The following is a 15,275-nucleotide window of genomic DNA, read 5'->3' as shown; positions in this document are numbered from 1 at the left end:
GGACGGGGTGGCCCGTCAGTGCTTGTCGAGGAACTCGACGATCGCCGAGTTGACGGCTTCTGGGCGCTCCAGATACCCGAGGTGCCCGCATGCGGGGATCTCCACCAAGTCGCAGCCGGGGATCACGTCGGCCACCTCGGCGGCCAGGTGCGGCGGACAGATGAGGTCGTCGGAGAAGGAGATGACGCGGCACGGCACGGTGATGCCGCCCAAGGCCTCGCGGCGGTCGCCGAGGGACTCGGAGACCGAGTCCTGACCGACGGCGGCCTTCGCGCTGCCGCCGGACAGTTCGAAGATCTCCAGCCAGGTCCTGACCGCGGCTTCGTCGTTGAGGGTCGTCGGCGACATCATCTCCAGGACCGTCCGGAGCGCCTCGTACGAGGGGGGCAGCGTCACTCCGCTCTCGCGCAGCGCGCGATCCGCGGCGGACAGCGCCCGGCGCAGCGCGTCCGACCTCGCCCTGGTGGACATCAGGACCGCGGACCGCACGAGGTCCGGTCGGCCGAGGGCCAGCTCCTGCGCGATCATCGCCCCCATCGACGTGCCGACGACGCGGCTCGGGCCGAGGTCCAGTGCCTCCATCAGGCCGGCGGTATCGGCGACCATCTCGTCCAGCGTGTACATGCCGGGCGGAGCATCGGACCCTGCGATCCCCCGGTTGTCGAACGTGATCGTCTCGTAGCCGGCCGCGTTCAGCGCCGGTGTTTGGTGCATGGTCCAGGCCCGGCCCGCGGCCCCGGAGCCCATGATGAGTAGGACGGGTTCCCCGTGGCCCTGGCGCTCGTAAGCGAGCCGGATCCCATTGGTGTTGACGAAAGGCATGGCTTCCCCGACTCGTTTCACTGCCGGTGGCGGAGGTGTTCAGGACGCGGGCCGGCGGTTGGTCGTCAGCCTGTCGGTGACGGACGCGCGAGCCCGCGTCTGTGCCCCCGGGCGGCGCGATGCGGTGCGCCCGGGGCATGGAATGACGACTTGATCAGTATCATCCAGTCGATCATCCGGTCGATCCTCGACCGTTCAACTGACGACTCCGCGCAGTTGAACGAACCGGCGCCGGGTCGTGCGCACGGCGTTCGGCGACCGTCGGACAGAGGCCGGGGACCGCCGCGGCGGAGGGGCGCAGGTCGGCCACCCTGGTGCGAACTGCCGGGCAGTGCCCTCGGATTGCTGGAATGATGGCGCGTCGATCATTCCAGGCAGGGAGGCGTGCCCCGCGCAGGCGCGGCGTTGCGACCGATCCGGCGGACCGGCCCACGGCATCGCCTGCCCTTCTTCTCCGGTACGCGCAGCGGCCTTTGAAAGATTCCAGCGCGGACGCTCTCGCAGAACAGCGCCGCGGCACCTCGGCACCGGCGCCGCTGTCCCCGCTTCTCACCTGGATCAACGCCTTGTCAGAAAGGTCGCGGATGAACTCCAATCTGCCATCCGGCGGGCGCGCATGGGCCACGCGGGACGGATCCCGCTACCCGGGCCTCCGCGCCACGTCCGCGGCGCGGGTGGTGCGCTGGGCGGCCCGGTGGCTGCCGGGCGTGGATGACGAGCTGGCCGGTCTGCGCTCCGTGGTGCCTCCCGGCGCGGTGTGCGTGGCGATCGGTGACGCACGCACCACGTACACCGTGGCCCTGTCCGCCCTCGCGGGCCCGAAGGGGCGGGTGCACTGCTTCGAGCCGCTGGAACGCGCGGCCCGGTGGCAGACCGCCACGGCCACCGTGCTGGGTTGCGAGAACGTCACGGTGCACCGCATCGCCGTCGGCGCGCTCGGCCATCAGTGCGCCGTGCACGGCATGACGCCCGGCCCGGGCCGCTGCCGGTCACCGGCCGGCCCGTGCGAACGGCGAGCGGCCTGTGGGTCGCGGCAGGCCGGTGCGCCGTCTCCCCGCCCGGCGCCCGTACCGGTGCAGACGCTGGACGGCGTGAGCCGGTGGCTGGGCCTGGAGCGGGTCGACTTCATCAAGGTCGACGCCGGGAGCGCCGGGCGCAGGATGCTGACGGGGGGCTTCCATACGCTGCTACGCGACCGCCCGGCACTGCTGGTGCGGACCGAGGCGCGGCACCGGGCGGGCCACTGCTCCGACCTCGGTTCCCTCGCCCGCAGCCTGACCGCCAGCCTGGGCTACCGCCAGTACCGATGGGGCGCGCGGGGCTGGCAGCGCACCGTCGGAGTCACCGAGGACTGCCGTACCTACCTCTTCCGCGCGCAGCCGTCCCGGTTCCCGCAGGAGTAGACGCCGTCCTGACCATGGCACGTCCCACGTCCCACGTCGCCGGGTCACTCGGGCCGCCGCGGGACACGGGCCTTGATCAAGAAGCCGCTGCCGATTCTGTGGCGCGCCTCCAGGGACCCGCCGTACGCGGCAAGCCGCTCGCGCAGCCCGATCAGGCCCCTCCCGTTGCCGGAGTGCGCCTGTTCTGTCCTGGTGCCGCCGGTGTCGGTGACCTCGATCTCGAGCCAGTCGTCGTCATGGCGCAGGGCGACCGACGTGCTCGCCCCGGAGGCGTGCTTGAGTACGTTGGTCAAGGCTTCCTGGACGACCCGGTACGCGGCGAGCTCGACGCCGGGCGGCAGCGGTTCGGGCGGCAGCGAGACGGTGAGGTCCACCGGCATCCCGGTCGCCCGCACCCCCTTGACCAGGGCCTCCAGCTGGTCGAGCCCCGGCTGCGGCTGCAGCCCGTCGGCGGAGCTGCCCGGCCCGGCCAGCAGGCTCATGACGGCGCGCAGTTCGGCCATCGCGGCCCGGCCCCCGGTCTCCACCGCGCGCATCGCCTCGCGGGCCTCCTCAGGGGCCGTATCGAGGACCCGGTGGGCCGCGCCCGCCTGGATCACCATCACGCTCACGTTGTGCGTCACGATGTCGTGGAGCTCGGCGGTGATGCGGGTGCGCTCCTCCTCCACGGCCCGCCGTGCGGCCTCCTCCTTCTCCTTCTGCAGGGCGGCCACGCGCAGCTGGCTGGCACTGAACTGGTCCCGCCAGTACCGCACGGTCCGTGCGACGACCGCGGCGAGCAGCATGATCACGAAAGCTGAGGACCAGCCCGGCAGCTCCGGTGCGGCGTCTTGGAAGGCGAAACTGCTCAGCGCCGCGGCGATCACCAGACTCGCCACCGCGAGGACGCGTTGGCGGCTGTGGGCGATCGCACTGTAGGCGGCTACGGTACAGACCACGATGGTGATCCACGTGGCCTGATCGGTCAGCAGTAGGCCCGTGCCCATCGCGGCCCAGAACGCGGGCAGCGGGTGCCAGCGTCTGAAGGCGAGCGGCAGCGGGTTGAGAGCGATGAGCCAGTAGTTCGGAAGCCCGCCGCGCGGTACGAAGGCCGGCGGGGCGGAGTGATCTGCCGCATCCTGCGGGCGTACGGCGACGACCTGGTCGACGGCCTGGAACTTCCACATGGCGACGACACCGGCGACGGCCAGCGCGATCGCGAGGAGCGCGTCCACGAGCACCGCCCGTGCGGTGGGTCGTGCCTCGGGGCGCAGCGCCTCGCGCACGGACTGCCGCCACACGGAACTCGTGTCGTTTTCCATCTGTTCCACCTGAACATTGTGACCGCAGGGCAGGACCTGATACCTCCGCTGTGTTCAACTGGCGCCGGGACACGGTTGAACGGCCGTGCCGTACGTCGTCGCCGATACGAAATCGGCAGGGACCGAATCGGCGACGCAGGTCTCCTGTTGTGTCCGATATCCGGGCCCGTGTACGGTCGATTTCCGCCGAACTCCACGGAAAACACTGTGTCCTGTCGTTTGTGAAATGGAACCGAGGGGGCATGAGAATGCACGCATCGGAGTTCGCACCGGTGGCCTGGAAAGAACCGGATGCCCGCCCCGCCGCAGTAGTCGCCGGACTGGGAACGTGCCTACCGCGTACGGAAATCAGCAATGCCTCGCTCGCGGAGCACCTGGACACCAGCGATGGCTGGATCCGTACGCGCACCGGAATCGCCTCCCGGCGGCGCGCTGCCCCGGACGCCTCCATGACGGACCTCGCCTGCGCGGCCGCCGCCAACGCCCTGCGCTCGGCGGGCTGTACCACGGTGGACGCGCTGGTGCTCGCCACCACGACCCCGGACCGGCCCTGCCCCGCCGCCGCGCCCGAGGTCGCCCACCGCGTCGGGCAGGGCGCGATACCGGCCTTCGACGTCTCGGCCGTGTGCAGCGGCTTCATCTACGCGACGGCGACCGCCGCGGGACTGATCAGCGCCGGCATCGCGGACAGCGTCCTGGTGACCGCTGCCGAGACGTACTCGCGCATCGTCGACCCCGCTGACCGGTCCACCGCGGTGCTCTTCGGCGACGGCGCGGGGGCGGTGGTGCTGCGCCGCGGCACCGCGGGGGAGCCGGGGGCCCTGCTCGCCTTCGACCTGGGCAGCGACGGCGGCGGCAGGGACGTGATACATGTGCCTGGCGAGCGTGAACGGCCAGAAGGCGGACGCTGGTTCACGATGGCGGGACGCAAGGTGTACCTGCGGGCCATCGAACAGATGACGAGTTCGGCCCAGAGGGTGATGAAGGACTGCGCCTGGAGCCCGGAGACCGTCGGGGCCTTCGTGGCCCACCAGGCGAACGCGCGCATCATCGACGCGGTGGCGGACCGGCTCCAGGTGCCGTCGGCCGCGGCGGTGTGCGAGATCGCCCGGGTGGGCAACACCGCGGCCGCCTCCATCCCGCTCGCGCTGGCCGACGCCACGGAAGGCGGACGCCTCAAGCCCGGCGACCGTACCGTGCTCACCGCCTTCGGAGGCGGACTGACCTGGGGCTCGGCCGCACTGACCTGGCCGCGCCTGACACCCGTACGTTCCGAAATCTGATTGAAGGGAATCCGCAGATGTTCGTCTCCTATCTCTCCGACCTCCTCGACCGGACCTACCAGGTCCCCGGCCCCATCGACCCCGAGAGGTCCTTCCAGGAGCTGGAGGTGGACTCGCTGTCCCTGGCCGAGCTCGGTGCACAGCTGGAGGAGGAGTTCGGCGTCACCATCGAGGAGGAGGAGCTCACCCCTGCGACCACCGTGACCGCACTGGCCGAGCTCCTGGAGGCCCGGGGGGCGGTCCTGACGGCATGATCGCCCAAGCGCACGACCGTCCCGACGTCGTCGTCACCGGCATCGGGATGGTGACACCGGTCGGTGTGACCACCGGCATGGCCTGGAAGGCGACCTGCGCCGGACTGCCCGGCGCCACGGAGGATCCCCGGCTCGCCGGTCTTGGCGTGTCCTTCAGCTGCGCCGTGACCGGCTTCGACGCGGAGCAGGCCTGCGGCGGTGAAGCCCGCAGGATGGACCCGTTCACCCAGTTCGCCGTCGCCGCGGCCCGCGCCGCCGTCGCCGACGCGGCCGTGACCGACGGCTCCTGGGACCCCTCCCGGGTCGGTGTCGTGCTCGGCACCGCGGTCGGCGGGCAGCAGACCTGGGAGGAGCAGGGGCGGCGGATGGCGGACCGGGGGCCGCGCGCGGTCAACCCGCTGACCGTCCCCAAGGCCATCGGCAACATCGCCGCCGGCACCGTGGCGCTCGACCTGGGCCTGCACGGCCCGTCGCTCTCGGTTTCCACGGCATGCGCCTCGGGCACCACGGCCCTGGGCGTGGCCCTGGACCTGCTGCGCGCGGGCCGCTGCGACGCGGTCCTCGCCGGCGGCACCGAAGCCACCGTGACCCCCCTGGTCTCCACCGCCTTCGACCGCCTGAAGGCGCTCTCCCGGCACGGCGAGGACCCGGCCCGGGCGTCCCGGCCGTTCGACGCTCGGCGCGACGGCTTCGTCCTGGGAGAGGGAGCGGCCGTGCTCCTCCTGGAACGTGCCGAGGACGCCCGGGCCCGTGGCCGACGCGGCTACGCACGGCTGCTGGGATACGGTGCCTCCTCGGACGCCCACCACCTCACCGCCCCCGATCCCGAGGGGCGCGGCGCCCGGCTCGCCCTGCGGCAGGCCCTGGCGGACGCGCGGGTCGACGTGTCGGAGGTCTCCCTCGTCAACGCCCACGCGACCAGCACCCCGCAGGGCGACGCCGTCGAGGCACGGCTCATCGCCGGGATGTTCGGCACTGAGGCCGCCGTCACCTCCACCAAGGGCGTGACCGGCCACATGCTGGGCGCCGCGGGAGCGGTCGAGGCCGCCTTCACTGCCCTGTCGATCGACCAGGGAGTGATTCCGCCCACCGCCAACTTCGAGGCCCCCGGCCCGGACCTGCCTGAGATTGACATCGTGCACGGCGCGGCCCGGCATACGCCGGTGCCCGTCGCCGTCAGCAACTCGTTCGGCTTCGGCGGCCAGAACGCGGTCGTTGTGCTCGGCAGCGCCTGAAACGAGCGACTCCGCCAACTGTTCCTGGGAGGACCAGCCGCCGGGGCTGATCTCTCGTGGGCTACTCGCCCGGAGAGATCAGCCCGGTCTCGTAGGCCAGAACCACGGCCTGCACCCGATCGCGCAGTCCGAGTTTGGACAGGATCCGCGCCACATGTGTCTTCACGGTGGCGGTACTGAGGGTCAGCCGCTCCGCCAACTCGGCGTTGCTCAGGCCGGTGGCGAGCAGACGCAGCACCTCCAGTTCGCGCGTCGTCAGCCCGGACAGGTCCCGGTGCACCATGGGCTTCACATCGGCACGCGGAGAGAAGCGCTCGATCAGACGGCGTGTGATCTTGGGCGCAAGCAGGGCGTCGTTGGCTCGCACGAGCCGTACCGCGGCCACAAGGTGATCGGGAGACACGTCCTTCAGGAGGAATCCGCTGGCGCCGGCCGACAGCGCCTCGTAGACGTACTCGTTCAGGTCATAGGTGGTCAGAATGATGATGCGCGTCGGCGTGGACCCGTCGGCGAGGATCCGCCGGGTCGCCTCGATGCCGTCCATCTCCGGCATCCGGATGTCCATCAGCACTACGTCGGGACGGGTGCGGCGCACCACCGCAACGGCCTCACCGCCGGTGGTCGCCTCACCCACCACCTCGATGCCGTCCGACGCCAGAATCATGCGGAACCCGGTGCGTACCAATGCCTGGTCGTCGACGATGACGGCGCGCAACCCCGCGCCCGGATCGTCGCTCACTGCCGGAGGTCTCCCACCGTTCTGCGTCGTCATCACGCCCACATTCTGGACCATGTCCATATCGAGCCCCCCAACGCCGGATGCCTTTGGCGCTTCGGTCGGTACGCCGACCTGTGGTCAGCCGACCGAGCTCCAGATCCCGGCGGCCAACCCGGCGTCAACGGTGCTGAGCTGGTGCGGGCCACTGCGTTCGACCAGCTGGAAGCAGAGCCCTCGCATAGCGGGGTCTTGGAACTCGTGTGTCTCGGACCGGACGCCATCGGCGAGGAGCGCCAGCCGATGGACGTCCATCGGCCTCTCGGAATCCGCGGACGCAGGGAGCGCTCCTGCGCTGTGGTGCGCGTTCGCTGCGTCGAGGACGAAGGCCACGCGCTCCGAGGCACTACGGACGACGACGGAGGTGGCGTCCTGATGGCCGGGGACGAGGCGGGTGACGGGGAGGGGGGACAGGCCGAAGACCTCGGTGCAAAAGGCCGCGTAGTCCGCGAGGCCGCTCGCCTCCAAGCGGAAGGCGATGTGGTCCAGTCGCAGGATGCGTCCCACGGGCTCGGCCGGTGCCCCCAGAGCGGCTGTCCACGTGTGACCTGCGGGCGGAACGGCAGAGCCGGCCGTGACGTCCGAAAGGAGGGTGAGGGAGACACCGCCCCATCCCGAGACGACAGGGTTCCCCTGCGGCGAGTGCGTGACCTTTGCACCGGCGGCCAGCGCAGCCTGGGCCGTTTCGGACACGTCGTCGCACGTCATCGCGATGTCGGCGACTCCGTCCCCGTGCTCGGACAGCCACTTCCCCGTTGCCCAGCCCGATGTGACGACGATCTGGACGTCGCCCTGCCGCAGCAGCACGGAACTCCGGTCCACTGCGACGGAGTCCGCGACCTGCGTGAAATTCATGGTGGAGACGAGGAAGCGAACGGTGGCGACTTTGTCTCTCGTATACAGCTCGACATGCGATATGTCTCGCACAGTCATCGGAAAAGCTCCTGGAAGTGGGCGGTGTTGCAGGGCTGGGCAGGGAATCGGTCAGTTGCCGCAGCCGACGGAAGAGACATTTGCCATCCGTGTCGAAGCAGGATGACCCGTAGGCAGGTAAGCGATCAATACCTGGCTTGTCCGGAGCTAGTGGTGCGTTCCGCAGCACCGTGCCAGTTGTTCGCCGCTCTCTCCGCCTCCTTCCGGCGAGCAGGCGGAACCGTGCGGGACGACTACATCTCCGGAATGACGTAGTCGGCGGATCCAGCCCGAGAGACGGATGGATACGGGCGGCCGCCGACGTCATCGTGGAACCTCGCACCAGCTGGGCGGTTGCCGCCTACGATGCCACCGGGGCCGCCGCGCCGCTTGCCGTTCTGGCTGCCCTCAGCAACGCGCTTCGGAGGGAGCGGACTACTCGCGTTCCTCCAACTGCTGTGCAAGCTCAAGCCAGTTGGCCGCGCACTGGCGGGCCAGGCTTCCTATCAGCTCCCCGCAGTGCGGCGGCACGGCTGCGGTCAGGCTGGGCCACTGCGCCACCGAGTTCTGCTGGAGCAGCCGCAGCAGGTGGCGGCCATCCTCTTTGAGACGCAGGGACGGATCGCGCGACAGCTTGTCGAGCACCGGGCCCGGAGCCCGCGTGACCGGCCGTGTTCTGTGGCCCTGGCCCGGTACCTTCCGGGACGAAGGGAGCGCGAGGAGGGTGTCGTGAGGAGCGATGGCCGGTGTCTGCGGTGTGGGGGCGGAGTTCGTCGGGGCTGTGCGGGCTTCCGGGCGGCCAGGGGCGGGTGGCTCACCGGACTTGAGGCGCTTACGAACGTCACTTGCGGTGGCAGGAGAGATTCCGGCCAGCCGGGCAACCTCACGCAAGGATGCCTCGGGGTTCTGGGCGATCACCTCGGCGGCTCTCTGTCTACCCTCGGCACTGTTCAGCGGGCGCACGCGTCCATCCCGGCCCACTCGGGTGTTCAACTGCGCCTCAGCGACAGTTGAACGGCGGCGGATAGTGGCCACCGCCTTTGATCCGAGGCCCGACGCACGGGCGATGGCCCGGTCGGACATCTGCGGATGCGAAGCGATGATGCGGGAGGCGGCGGCGCGCCGGTCGGCGAGTGACAGGGGCAGGCCGTGCGCTACGTTGGCTTCGACCGCGCGCAGGAACGCGTCCTCGGGTGATCCCTCGAAGAACTCGACGTCGATGGTCTCCTGGCCCCTGATGTACGCGGCCAGGAGGCGGTGCATGCCGTCAACCACTCGCAGATCGGACCGGTTGACAAGAATGGGCGGAAGCGGCCCGTCGTATTCGGCGAGCTGGGTCGCGTGTTCCTGGTCCAACCCCTGCGATCTCGGAGACTCACCAGGGAGCAAGGCTGCGATCGGAACGGAGACGGTTCCGGGGGCTTGGGCTCTGGCTGCTTCGGTGGAGAGATCGACCGTCCTGCTGCGCGTAGGGACGAGAGTCCCCATATGTGGCTCGTGCAATGTACTTACCCCCCGCTTGGTCTGCTTGATAGCTCATCGCCGAGAGCCTTTCGCTCTACGTGGCACAGGCGATTAGGTGTGATCCGGGTGGCGTATAACACAGTTACCTCCGTAGTTTCGCTGTGGAACGGACCTTGTGATCCATCGAGAGGTGGAGACTCCGCCTATGAGGGGATCGGTTGGCGGCCAGAGGAATTCATAGCGCCCTGACACGCGCCTGTCATGCCGTCTGACCGGTGCGAGGCGTGGCACGCCCAGGGTTCCTTACGGCCACTTCACCCGGGATGAATGGTCAGTTCACCGAGGTGAGGGGTATGTGTGTCGAGTCGCTGGTTCTGGTTCACTTCACCGCTACGTATAAGAAGAGAGTAAAGTTTCGGGTGCACATATCGACGCCTGGGTCTATGTCAGCATGGCGCAATGGCATTGGTGATGATACGTCATGTTCGTTGCCATACAGCTGTCGGGGTTGGTGCGGGAGGTTGCGGGGGCCGCGATAGACGTGCAGGTCAAAGGGCGTGGGAGGTCCGAGGGGCAACCTCCTGCGTGAATTCGTCGAACCGGACGGGCTCTCCTTCGAGTCGGGATGTCTGTCGTGTCCCTGTCCAACTTCCGCTCAGTCCTGACGTACGGGATACTCATCGGCGCCTAGGCTGTTTCTGATGGGTCGGGATAGTCTGCGCCGTGAATTGTTCACCGTTGAACGGAAGCGTCGCCAGTGGGTGATCAATGGAATGCCGACTGGTTTCTGTGCGGCGCAGGAACGGAATCGAGCGGCGCGTCAACGCGCTCGAGGGTTCCCGGGCCGTAGCGGCCAGGCACCTCACCGGACACGCCGTGGGTCTGCTGGGCTCCTCAGTGGCCGCTCAGGGTCAAGCGATGCGCCTCCCGTCGTGTGTCGTTAGTGCGGCGATGGTCATCGCGGCGCTGAGTCCCCTCATGTTCGGCCGCCTGTCCAGGATGCTGGACTGTAGCGCGGACTGCGTGAGCGCTGAGTGCACAACTGTGTTGGCATTGAGTTCACTCGTGTCCGTGGGGGGCCTGGTGGCCACCTGTCCAATCCTGGGCGCGCCGAGGCCGGCCGCTGGCCGGTGACGCTCCACGTGGAGTGCGTGGCCGCGCTGGAGCCGGTGAAGAAGGGACGCTGGCCTGAGGCGGCCCGCCAGGGCTCGGCGCGCCACCGACCGGGTGATGTTCCCTGATTGCGGCGATTGATCCGTTATCACGTTGATATGATCAATCAACCGAGAAGTCGGCGAGCCATGGCGGTCGCCGCCGCGCTGGGGACGGCGCTCGCGCTCGCCCCCGCGTCGGTGTCGTCCGCCGAGTCCGCCACCTCCGCCGCCCGTGGTGCGGCCGCGTACGTCCCGGCGGGCTCGGCGGAGATGCCCGAGCCGCCCGCCGTCGCCGAGGCCCGTGCGGAACTGGAACAGCTCGCCGTCGACCTGCCGCACGGGATGGACGGCTACAGCCGCGCCCGGTTCCCGCACTGGGTCGACCAGGGCGACCAGTGCGACACCCGTGAGGTCGTCCTGCAGCGCGATGGCGAGGACGTCGTACAGGACGACCTGTGCCGTGCCACCTCCGGGAGCTGGCTCAGCCGCTACGACGGCAGGACCCTGAACTCGGCGAGCCAGGTGGACATCGACCACATGGTGCCGTTGGCCAACGCCTGGCGTTCGGGTGCGGACGAGTGGACCACGCCGCAGCGTCGGCGGTTCGCCAACGACCTGGCCAACTCGCAGCTCATCGCCGTCTCCGCGGCCTCCAACCGCAGCAAGGCGGACAAGGGACCCGACGCCTGGAAGCCGCCGAGCGTCGACTACTGGTGCACATACAGCCGTGCCTGGGTCAGCGTCAAGTACATCTACAAGCTGAACATCACCGAACGGGAAAGGGCCGAGCTGAACAGAATGCTGAACACCTGCGACTGAGCTACTCCAGCAACGCGGTGAAACCGCCGTCGCGGGCGAGGCGTTCGAGCTCGTCGAGGGCCCGTCGGGCCTGGTCCGCGGCGGCGGGGTCGCGTTCCGGCAGGCCGCTCTCCAGGAACTCGTCCTCGTCCAGGCGCAGCACCGTCCGGCCGTCCGCCGACACCCACAGATCGAGGTCCAGGTCCTCCACGGTGAGCCCGTCGCCCGCCACCAGCGCGGGCCGGGTGATGTCGCAGTACCAGCCCTTCAGCGCGCCGTGTCCGTCACGTACCTCCTTGACGGCGTACCAGCGGTCGCGCCAGTAGTGCTCGGTGAACACATCGCCGCTCTCGAAGCGTACGAATCCGAAGTCGCGGGTCGCGGCGCCGGCCCAGGGGGCTTGGACCACCACGTGTGTGCCGTCATCCGCGGTCACCACCGCGGGGTAACGAACGTCGCGCCGCGGGTGTTTGAGGAGCCGTACCGTCACCTCGCCGCCCGGTGCCAGCTTCCCGGTCGTGCCTGTGCCGCCCATCGCAGCCCCCTCGCTCCGTAATCCGCGCCCATCGTGGCGCGCACCTGGGCTTGACCCTCCGACAGGAGGCCGATGACGTCCATCGGTTTTCGGCGGGGGCCTTCCCGGGTGCCGGCTTCCCGGTGTCGTTGCGCCGGGGATTATGTGGTCATCCCTAAAATTGCCTGATGCAGATATCCAGTGCGTACGCCCGCGAGGCCGCCCCGTGACCCGCTTCGATGTCACCGACGAGCAGTGGGAGGGGCTCGCCGAGGTCGTCCCGCTGCGCGGCAGGAACGAATGGCCTTCCTGGCCCAACCACCGGGCGCTGCCCGAGGACGAACCGGAGCGCCAGGGGGCCGGAGCGCGGCGGTTCGTCGTCATCCGGGTGCAGTGCTTCGCCGACGCCCGCGAGGTCGCCGAGTACCTCATCGCCCAGATCCCGGTCCTGCTGGATCTCAGCGGCGCCGAAGGGGACGTCGCCAAGCGCGTCCTCGACTTCTCCAGCGGTGTCGTCTTCGGCCTGAACAGCGGAATGCACCGGGTCGACACGAACGTCTTCCTGCTCGCCCCCGTCGGCACGGAAGTGGCGGAGCCGCGGACATCCGGGGCGGTGCTCGGCCCGTAAGAGTGGTACTCCGATCGTAGGAAGGTAGGGAAGCTGTAACGGTTCGTCTGATTTCCGCCAAGATACGTTCCGATCATGAGCGTATCGAGGCTACGGCCCGTTGTGACCGAACTGAGGCTGTCGGCCTACAAGACACACAGCAGAGCGGCCTACCCGCTGGGGCCGCTCACCCTGTTCGCGGGACCGAGCGGAAGCGGCAAGTCCACGGCGCTGGAGGCGTATGCGGCACTGTCTCGCCTGGCGGGAGGCGAGCCGCTGGACGCCGTGTTCCCCGACCCGGCCGCGTGCGTGCCGCGGCGGGCGCGGCCGGACTCCCAGGGGAGGCGCGGCTTCCGCATCGGTTGCACCGTGGACGGGCCCGTCGGTCCCGTCCAGCTTGACGTCGCCGTCCAGGCCGAACCCGAACTGCGCGTCGTCGGCGAGCGGATGACCGGCGCCGGCGAGACCCTGCTGGAGACGGCCCTGCGCGACCCGAGCCGCCGCGCGGTGCAGGCCGCCTGGCACACCGCGGGCGCGGTGCCCGTCACCCGCGCCCCGCTGCCCGACGACCGGCTGGCCACCGCGCTGCTGCCGCTGCGTATCGCGGGCACGACCGCCGGGCAGCTGCTCGCGCTGGCCGCCGCCGAGCAGGTGGTCATCGCGCTGCGCTCGGCCTTTCCCTGCGATCCTCTGCCGGACCGGATGCGGGTGCCCGCGCGGCGGGAGGAGGGGCGGCTGCGGGCCGGGTGCGACAACCTCGCCGCCGTGCTGCTCCGTACGCGTACCGAGTGCGCGACGCGGCACACCGCGCTGGTCGGGGCGGTGCGGGCCGGCTGCGCCGGGCCGGTCGCGGATCTGACCACGGAACGGCTGGCGGACGGGGCGGTGCGCGCGCTGCTGGATCAGGGCGAGTTGGGCGCGATGCCCGTCGAACGGCTCGGTGACGGAGAGCTGCGCTATCTCGCCCTGACGCTGGTCCTCATGACCGGGCCGGAGGTGCTGGAGGTCGACACGGTGAAGGACGTGCTTCCGGCCCGGCAGGCGCTGACGGTGCTGGCCGACGGGTTCGACCGGTGCCTGGACCGCAGGCAGGCGGGAGAGCTGATGGGGGTGGCGGCGCGGATGTGCGCGCGGGGGCACGTCCGGCTCGTGGCGGCGGTGGGGGACGCCGCGGACCTGCGCGGGGTCGGGGCCGAGGGCGTGACGGTGGTACACCTGGGGACGTGAACGACGTACCTGAATCCGAGCCCACGACCACGCCCGGGAGCGAGCCGACGGCTGAGTCCGCGATCGCGCCGGCGGCCGGGCCCGTGCCTGGGGTCGAGACCGCGGCCACCCGTGATGTTCTCGCGCTGCAGCGCAGGCTCGCCGCCTTCGCAGCGGCACGTCACTGGCAGCCGTACCACACGCCGAAGAACCTGGCTGTGGCGCTGAGCGTCGAGGCGGCCGAGCTGGTGGAGATCTTCCAGTGGCTGACGCCCGACGAATCGGCGCGGGTGATGGAGAACCCTGAGGCCGCCGCGCGCGTCGAGGATGAAGTGGCGGATGTGCTGGCGTATCTGCTCCAGTTCTGCGGGGCTCTGGGGATCGACGCGCTGGCGGCGTTGGACGCGAAGATCGACCGCAACGAACAGCGCTTCCCTGTGACCGACCCGACGATCTCCCATCGTCACTCTTTGTAGTGATCGAGTTATCCACAGCGCAACTTCTGTCTACAGATTCCTGAATTCCCCTAGCTTTTCGGGCTGTTGACCATCACTCTGGGTAGTGGATGGTTAACGGGCGCGGGAAGTCCGTGGAGAGGGGTACGGGGCATGGACGCGATGCGGCTGATCGGCGCCACCCGGCATGCCCTGGCGCAGGCCGGGACGGTGCAGGACATCGTTGCCGAAGCGTGGCAGGCGCATGCGCTGGCGGAGGCGATCGGCGGCCATCTCACGGTGTACGGACCGGTGCCCGCGCGAGCGGAGGCGCGCGGGCTCGGCGAGGCGGGGAGCAGGGCGCGCGCCGCCCTTTACCACCCGGCCTTGCGCCACCCGGCGGTGCGCAGCGGATGTATACGGGCGGTGCAGCTGTCCGAAGTGCACGATCTTCGGCGGACGTTGATCGCTCTGGCGGAGCTGCTGGGGGACGCGGGGATCGCCTTGGTGGGCGTTGCCTCAGGCACCGAGGAGGAGGCGCTGTACTGGAGTTGCGTCGAATCGATCGACGCCGCCGACGAGTGCCGGGACCGGGTGCGCGGAATCCTGCGGCACCTGGAGGTCCGGGAGCGGGGTGGTGCGGCGTGAGACGGTCAGAAGGCGTGCTGGGAAGCGCGGTCGGCGGTGCGGTCGGCAGTGTGCTCGGCGTCGTGGATGTCGTCGCCACCGTCGTCGTCGGCGGCGGTGGCGCGCGTGGCGGACGACCGCAGATCGGCGTCGAGGCGCGACAGATCGGCGGTGAGCGCCGCCATCAGTTCCTCCATCTGCTGGAGCAGGCCCTTGGGGCCGCCCTGCTCGGGCTCGCGCGGGTCCTGGGGCTGGGAACCGCCGGGAGATTCGGATCGGCCAGGAGATTCGGATCGGTCATCGGACCCGGATCCGTCATGGGGCGCGGACTCCGCGTGGGCGCGAAGGCCGGCGGGGGAAGCGGCGGCGGTGGCGGACGGCTCGGTCACGGCTTCCTGGTGCATGGCGGCCTCCTCGGCCCGCGCCCTCCGGGCCGGGGAGGGCGGTGGTGCGGTCGCCGCCGGCGGTGGCCGCCGGCGCGCGGGC

The 15,275-nt window shown here is 70.1% G+C and carries 16 protein-coding genes; 9 read left to right on the top strand and 7 right to left on the bottom strand.

What is annotated here, in order from left to right:
- Positions 1 to 15 precede the first annotated feature (15 nt).
- Positions 16 to 822 (bottom strand): alpha/beta fold hydrolase, encoded by an 807-nt coding sequence (locus tag ACQUSR_RS07280; RefSeq protein WP_431041730.1) that lies wholly within the window; start codon positions 820 to 822, stop codon positions 16 to 18.
- 584 nt (positions 823 to 1,406) lie between these two features.
- On the opposite strand from ACQUSR_RS07280, the gene ACQUSR_RS07275 reads away from it, so the two are divergent.
- Positions 1,407 to 2,225 carry an FkbM family methyltransferase gene (locus ACQUSR_RS07275; RefSeq protein WP_431041729.1) on the top strand — a complete coding sequence of 273 codons (819 nt, stop codon included), beginning with the start codon at positions 1,407 to 1,409 and terminating at the stop codon, positions 2,223 to 2,225.
- 44 nt (positions 2,226 to 2,269) lie between these two features.
- Here the strand turns inward: ACQUSR_RS07275 and ACQUSR_RS07270 are convergent, their stop codons facing one another.
- Positions 2,270 to 3,526, bottom strand: coding sequence for a sensor histidine kinase (locus ACQUSR_RS07270; protein ID WP_431047430.1), 1,257 nt, complete (start codon positions 3,524 to 3,526; stop codon positions 2,270 to 2,272).
- 242 nt (positions 3,527 to 3,768) lie between these two features.
- Here ACQUSR_RS07270 and ACQUSR_RS07265 point away from each other — a divergent pair, with 242 nt between their 5' ends.
- From ACQUSR_RS07265 to ACQUSR_RS07255, 3 genes are read left to right on the top strand one after another with little or no spacing between them, the layout of a single operon-like run.
- Positions 3,769 to 4,809: a beta-ketoacyl-ACP synthase III gene (locus tag ACQUSR_RS07265; protein ID WP_431041728.1), complete on the top strand. Its 1,041-nt coding sequence runs from the start codon at positions 3,769 to 3,771 to the stop codon at positions 4,807 to 4,809.
- 17 nt (positions 4,810 to 4,826) lie between these two features.
- Positions 4,827 to 5,063 carry an acyl carrier protein gene (locus tag ACQUSR_RS07260; protein ID WP_431041727.1) on the top strand — a complete coding sequence of 79 codons (237 nt, stop codon included), beginning with the start codon at positions 4,827 to 4,829 and terminating at the stop codon, positions 5,061 to 5,063.
- Positions 5,060 to 6,298: a beta-ketoacyl-[acyl-carrier-protein] synthase family protein gene (locus ACQUSR_RS07255; RefSeq protein WP_431041726.1), complete on the top strand. Its 1,239-nt coding sequence runs from the start codon at positions 5,060 to 5,062 to the stop codon at positions 6,296 to 6,298. The genes ACQUSR_RS07260 and ACQUSR_RS07255 overlap by 4 nt, the downstream gene beginning before the upstream one ends.
- 61 nt (positions 6,299 to 6,359) lie before the next feature.
- Here ACQUSR_RS07255 and ACQUSR_RS07250 read toward each other — a convergent pair whose 3' ends face one another.
- From ACQUSR_RS07250 to ACQUSR_RS07240, 3 genes are all read right to left on the bottom strand, one after another.
- Complete coding sequence (locus ACQUSR_RS07250; RefSeq protein ID WP_431047428.1) at positions 6,360 to 7,070, bottom strand: response regulator; 711 nt, start codon at positions 7,068 to 7,070, stop codon at positions 6,360 to 6,362.
- An 84-nt stretch (positions 7,071 to 7,154) separates the two neighbouring features.
- A complete protein-coding gene (locus ACQUSR_RS07245; RefSeq protein ID WP_431041725.1) occupies positions 7,155 to 8,006 on the bottom strand; it encodes a VOC family protein in 852 nt (283 codons plus the stop codon).
- A 414-nt stretch (positions 8,007 to 8,420) separates the two neighbouring features.
- Complete coding sequence (locus ACQUSR_RS07240; protein WP_431041724.1) at positions 8,421 to 9,341, bottom strand: transcriptional regulator; 921 nt, start codon at positions 9,339 to 9,341, stop codon at positions 8,421 to 8,423.
- Positions 9,342 to 10,750: 1,409 nt separating this feature from the next.
- Between ACQUSR_RS07240 and ACQUSR_RS07235 the strand changes: the two genes are divergently transcribed.
- On the top strand, positions 10,751 to 11,422 hold the full coding sequence (locus tag ACQUSR_RS07235; RefSeq protein ID WP_431041723.1) for an HNH endonuclease family protein: 672 nt from the start codon (positions 10,751 to 10,753) through the stop codon (positions 11,420 to 11,422).
- Position 11,423: 1 nt separating this feature from the next.
- Here ACQUSR_RS07235 and ACQUSR_RS07230 read toward each other — a convergent pair whose 3' ends face one another.
- Positions 11,424 to 11,936 carry a DUF402 domain-containing protein gene (locus ACQUSR_RS07230; protein WP_431041722.1) on the bottom strand — a complete coding sequence of 171 codons (513 nt, stop codon included), beginning with the start codon at positions 11,934 to 11,936 and terminating at the stop codon, positions 11,424 to 11,426.
- A 205-nt stretch (positions 11,937 to 12,141) separates the two neighbouring features.
- Here ACQUSR_RS07230 and ACQUSR_RS07225 point away from each other — a divergent pair, with 205 nt between their 5' ends.
- From ACQUSR_RS07225 to ACQUSR_RS07210, 4 genes are all read left to right on the top strand, one after another.
- Positions 12,142 to 12,543, top strand: a complete 402-nt coding sequence (locus ACQUSR_RS07225; RefSeq protein ID WP_431041721.1) for a cell division protein SepF — start codon at positions 12,142 to 12,144, stop codon at positions 12,541 to 12,543.
- Between the two features lie 75 nt (positions 12,544 to 12,618).
- Complete coding sequence (locus tag ACQUSR_RS07220; protein WP_431041720.1) at positions 12,619 to 13,749, top strand: AAA family ATPase; 1,131 nt, start codon at positions 12,619 to 12,621, stop codon at positions 13,747 to 13,749.
- Between the two features lie 62 nt (positions 13,750 to 13,811).
- Positions 13,812 to 14,204: a nucleotide pyrophosphohydrolase gene (locus tag ACQUSR_RS07215; protein WP_431047426.1), complete on the top strand. Its 393-nt coding sequence runs from the start codon at positions 13,812 to 13,814 to the stop codon at positions 14,202 to 14,204.
- Between the two features lie 132 nt (positions 14,205 to 14,336).
- Positions 14,337 to 14,810, top strand: coding sequence for a DUF6099 family protein (locus tag ACQUSR_RS07210; protein ID WP_431041719.1), 474 nt, complete (start codon positions 14,337 to 14,339; stop codon positions 14,808 to 14,810).
- 5 nt (positions 14,811 to 14,815) lie between these two features.
- Here ACQUSR_RS07210 and ACQUSR_RS07205 read toward each other — a convergent pair whose 3' ends face one another.
- Positions 14,816 to 15,193 (bottom strand): hypothetical protein, encoded by a 378-nt coding sequence (locus tag ACQUSR_RS07205; protein ID WP_431041718.1) that lies wholly within the window; start codon positions 15,191 to 15,193, stop codon positions 14,816 to 14,818.
- Positions 15,194 to 15,275 lie beyond the last annotated feature (82 nt).

It is taken from the genome of Streptomyces sp. P1-3 (assembly GCF_050613155.1).
Taxonomy (GTDB): Bacteria; Actinomycetota; Actinomycetes; order Streptomycetales; family Streptomycetaceae; genus Streptomyces.
Note: the sequence above shows the minus strand (reverse complement) of the source record. Positions and strands in the feature narration are given on the sequence as shown.

Excerpts from the sequence above, each read along its gene's own strand:
- ACQUSR_RS07275 (WP_431041729.1), top strand. The coding sequence starts at position 1,407 with ATGAACTCCAATCTGCCATCCGGCGGGCGCGCATGGGCCACGCGGGAC.
- ACQUSR_RS07255 (WP_431041726.1), top strand. The coding sequence starts at position 5,060 with ATGATCGCCCAAGCGCACGACCGTCCCGACGTCGTCGTCACCGGCATC.
- ACQUSR_RS07260 (WP_431041727.1), top strand. The coding sequence starts at position 4,827 with ATGTTCGTCTCCTATCTCTCCGACCTCCTCGACCGGACCTACCAGGTC.
- ACQUSR_RS07270 (WP_431047430.1), bottom strand. The coding sequence starts at position 3,526 with ATGGAAAACGACACGAGTTCCGTGTGGCGGCAGTCCGTGCGCGAGGCG.
- ACQUSR_RS07230 (WP_431041722.1), bottom strand. The coding sequence starts at position 11,936 with ATGGGCGGCACAGGCACGACCGGGAAGCTGGCACCGGGCGGCGAGGTG.
- ACQUSR_RS07265 (WP_431041728.1), top strand. The coding sequence starts at position 3,769 with ATGAGAATGCACGCATCGGAGTTCGCACCGGTGGCCTGGAAAGAACCG.
- ACQUSR_RS07245 (WP_431041725.1), bottom strand. The coding sequence starts at position 8,006 with ATGACTGTGCGAGACATATCGCATGTCGAGCTGTATACGAGAGACAAA.
- ACQUSR_RS07210 (WP_431041719.1), top strand. The coding sequence starts at position 14,337 with ATGGACGCGATGCGGCTGATCGGCGCCACCCGGCATGCCCTGGCGCAG.
- ACQUSR_RS07235 (WP_431041723.1), top strand. The coding sequence starts at position 10,751 with ATGGCGGTCGCCGCCGCGCTGGGGACGGCGCTCGCGCTCGCCCCCGCG.
- ACQUSR_RS07250 (WP_431047428.1), bottom strand. The coding sequence starts at position 7,070 with ATGACGACGCAGAACGGTGGGAGACCTCCGGCAGTGAGCGACGATCCG.
- ACQUSR_RS07205 (WP_431041718.1), bottom strand. The coding sequence starts at position 15,193 with ATGCACCAGGAAGCCGTGACCGAGCCGTCCGCCACCGCCGCCGCTTCC.
- ACQUSR_RS07280 (WP_431041730.1), bottom strand. The coding sequence starts at position 822 with ATGCCTTTCGTCAACACCAATGGGATCCGGCTCGCTTACGAGCGCCAG.
- ACQUSR_RS07220 (WP_431041720.1), top strand. The coding sequence starts at position 12,619 with ATGAGCGTATCGAGGCTACGGCCCGTTGTGACCGAACTGAGGCTGTCG.